The organism is Dietzia sp. UBA5065, assembly GCA_002415925.1.
GTDB lineage: Bacteria > Actinomycetota > Actinomycetes > Mycobacteriales > Mycobacteriaceae > Dietzia.
The window spans coordinates 1-3,228 of the sequence record DIAZ01000182.1 but is presented as its reverse complement, the minus strand read 5'-3'; the positions used below and the strand labels follow the sequence as shown (position 1 = coordinate 3,228).

Sequence of the window (3,228 nt, the reverse complement as noted above, 5' to 3'; positions counted from 1 at the left end):
GCCACGATCGCGGCCTGCTTGAGCACGGTCGCCTGGGTGGTGTAGCGGGAGTCGACCGTGATGTCCACGGCCATCCCCTCGGGCGCCGCACCCCGCAGGTCCGTGAACACCCCGACCACCTGGGGGCGCAGGTCGTCGTCGATCCGGCCGCCCGCCCCCCGACCGTCCACCGCGAGGCCGACGAACTCCGCGCCGATCGAGCCGGAGTCGGCCACCACGCGGATGACCGAGCAGGCCCCCGGTGCGGCGACCGCGTCGGCGGGCGCGGAGGCGATGAGGACGTTGCGGCTGCGTACCTCGACCGCGGGGCCGGCGACGGAGATCACGAGCGCGCGGGCGCCCGCGTTCTCGCCCGCCTGCCGGGGCGCGGTGGAGACCAGGACCCCGTCCTCCAGTCCCCGGTCCCGGAGCTTCTGCACGGCCGAGCACGGGACCTCGGCGGTGAGGTCGAGCGGGTAGTAGGCCACGAGCGGGGCCGTCACCGGGTCGAGGGTCCCGGCCTGGGGCCAGCTGATCGTCGACGTGGTCTGGGTGACCGGGAGAAGGGGGACGATGATCGCGAGGACGATCCCGACCAGTCCACTGATCGCGGCGACGATCCCCCACCGGATGCCTGGTCGGGACTTCTCCGGCACGGCACGGACCTCGGCGGCAGTCGATGGCATGGAGCCCACGCTATAACGAGAGGACGACGATCCCCGAAACGACGAACGCGCCGGAGGGGATCCCTCCAGCGCGACGCTACCGTGGTGGCCAGGGCCGGGATCGAACCGGCGACCTTCCGCTTTTCAGGCGGACGCTCGTACCAACTGAGCTACCTGGCCCTAAGGCAACCGGCGCACCCGGTGAACACCGAATGCGCCGGTTGTCTGGCGACCCTGACGGGACTCGAACCCGCGACCTCCGCCGTGACAGGGCGGCGCGCTAACCAACTGCGCCACAGGGCCGTGCTTTTCGCACGAGACAGAACAGTAATCGACGCCCCCGTACCAACGCAAATCGGGGGCCCGGCTCCCGCATCCGGCCGGGGCCCAAATGCGGGATGTCCCGGCCACCGAGTGACGGTGACCGGGACATCTCCTGCGTACCCCCTACGGGATTCGAACCCGCGCTGCCGGCGTGAAAGGCCGGTGTCCTAGGCCGCTAAACGAAGGGGGCCTGTGCCACGTCCGGGATCGCCGGTCCGCAGCGCGTTCGAGTTTAGGGCACCGACCACCCACCGTCGAAACCACCCGGGTTCGGCGTCGGCCGGTACCGAGCCTGGATCGGCGGACCGGCGCGCGGGCGGTAGTGTGATCGTCGCCCCTATAGCTCAGTTGGTAGAGCTACGGACTTTTAATCCGCAGGTCGTCGGTTCGAGCCCGACTGGGGGCACCATCGGTTGCGCCCGGATCACCCGCGTACCGGGGACGCCTCATTGGACCTGCCCGCCCCTCGCTGGGACACTCGAGGCATGTCCGCCCCCATCACGACCGGCGCGCCCGCCCTGCGCATCGGCCCGCTCGCACTCGCGTCTCCCGTCGTCCTGGCGCCCATGGCGGGGGTCACCAACGTGGCGTTCCGGACGCTGTGCCGCGAGATCGAGCGCGAACAGCAGGGCTCGGTGTCCGGCCTGTACGTCTGCGAGATGGTGACCGCCCGGGCGCTGGTCGAGCGTCAACCCGCGACACTCCACATGGCGTCCTTCGCGCCCGACGAATCCCCTCGCAGCCTGCAGCTCTACACGGTGGACGCCGAGTACACGTACGCGGCCGCCAGGATGATCGTCGACGAGGACCTCGCCGACCACATCGACATCAACTTCGGCTGCCCCGTCCCCAAGGTCACCCGTCGAGGCGGGGGTTCCGCGATCCCCTACAAGCGTCGACTCTTCCGGTCCATCGTCGCGGCGGCGGTCCGGGCCACCGAGGGGACCGACATCCCGGTGACCGTCAAGATGCGGGTCGGCATCGACGACGAGCACCACACCCACCTCGACGCCGGCCGCATCGCCGCCGAGGAGGGCGCCCAGGCCGTCGCGCTCCACGCCCGGACCGCCGCCCAGCGGTACTCCGGCCGGGCCGACTGGTCGCAGATCTCCCGGCTCGTCGACCACGTCGGGGCGGTCTCCGACGTCCCGGTCCTGGGTAACGGCGACATCTTCTCCGCCGAGGACGCGGTCCGGATGCGCGAGCAGACCGGTTGCGCGGGCGTCGTGATCGGACGCGGCTGCCTCGGCCGGCCCTGGCTCTTCTCGGAGCTCGCCGCCCGCCTCGACGGCCGCGAGGCCCCCACCCCGCCGACCCTCGGGGAGGTCGCCCGGATCATGTATCGGCACGGCGAGCTCCTCGCCGAACACCACGGCGAGGACAAGGGCATGCGTGACATCCGCAAGCACGTCGCCTGGTACCTGCGCGGCTTCCCGGCCGGGTCCGACAAGCGTGTCGGCCTAGCGGCCGTCCGCACCCTCGACGACCTCGCGTCACTGCTCTCCGACCTGCCCGCCGACGAGCCCTTCCCGGCCGACGGTGACGGCCCGCGGGGGCGGCAGGGGTCGCCTTCCCGGGTCCTCCTGCCCGAGGGCTGGCTGGACGACCCGGAGGACGACGCGGTGGCGCTCGACGGAGCGGACGCCGAGAACTCGGGCGGCTGACCCGCGCCGGACCATCCGCCCCCGCCCCCGGGCGCCCGGTATTCACCGGTCATTCACCAGCGGGCCCGATACTGCGGTTGACATGCGCGTACGCTGAATCACATGCGTCTTGTCTACTCTGAAGAACTGACGGATCTGGCCACCTCGATGGCCAGGATGTGCGCCCTGGCCACCGACGACATGGAGCTGGCCACCCACGCGCTCCTCCAGGTCGATCTCGTGGCGGCGGAGCAGGTCCTCCAGTCCTCCACGGAGATGGCTCGCCTCGCCACCGAAAACGAGGAACGCGGTTTCGCCCTGCTGGCGCTCCAGGCTCCCGTGGCCCGCGACCTACGCCAGGTGGTCACCTCCATCCAGCTCGTTCAGGATCTCACCCGGATGGGGACCCTGGCCGGACACGTGGCCAAGATCGTGCGACGCCGCCATCCCGAGAGCGTCCTGCCCGAGCCCGTCAACGGCTACTTCGCCGAGATGGGTCGCGTCGCGATCTCGCTCGGGCGTTCGGCCACCGAGGTGATGATCAGCCGCGACGCCCAGCAGGCCGCCACCATGGCCCACCAGGACGACGCCGTGGACGCTGTCTCTTATACACATCT

2 protein-coding genes, 4 tRNA genes and 1 pseudogene are annotated in these 3,228 nt (G+C 70.9%); 3 read left to right on the top strand and 4 right to left on the bottom strand.

Going from position 1 to position 3,228, the window contains the following annotated elements:
- The 4 genes and pseudogenes from B4M60_RS15075 to B4M60_RS15060 form a co-directional block, all read right to left on the bottom strand.
- A pseudogene (locus B4M60_RS15075) lies at nt 1–665 on the bottom strand (arabinosyltransferase); the annotation flags it as partial.
- Nucleotides 666–747: 82 nt separating this feature from the next.
- Nucleotides 748–824: transfer RNA gene (locus B4M60_RS15070), tRNA-Phe, on the bottom strand.
- Nucleotides 825–870: 46 nt separating this feature from the next.
- Nucleotides 871–947, bottom strand: a tRNA-Asp gene (locus tag B4M60_RS15065).
- A 138-nt stretch (nt 948–1,085) separates the two neighbouring features.
- A tRNA-Glu gene (locus tag B4M60_RS15060) sits at nt 1,086–1,158 on the bottom strand.
- Nucleotides 1,159–1,301: 143 nt separating this feature from the next.
- On the opposite strand from B4M60_RS15060, the gene B4M60_RS15055 reads away from it, so the two are divergent.
- From B4M60_RS15055 to B4M60_RS15045, 3 genes are all read left to right on the top strand, one after another.
- A tRNA-Lys gene (locus tag B4M60_RS15055) sits at nt 1,302–1,377 on the top strand.
- Nucleotides 1,378–1,453: 76 nt separating this feature from the next.
- Nucleotides 1,454–2,632: a tRNA dihydrouridine synthase DusB gene (gene dusB, locus B4M60_RS15050; RefSeq protein WP_291085896.1), complete on the top strand. Its 1,179-nt coding sequence runs from the start codon at nt 1,454–1,456 to the stop codon at nt 2,630–2,632.
- A 102-nt stretch (nt 2,633–2,734) separates the two neighbouring features.
- The coding region (locus B4M60_RS15045) for a phosphate signaling complex PhoU family protein (RefSeq protein WP_291085893.1) at nt 2,735–3,228 on the top strand (494 nt) is incomplete at its 3' end.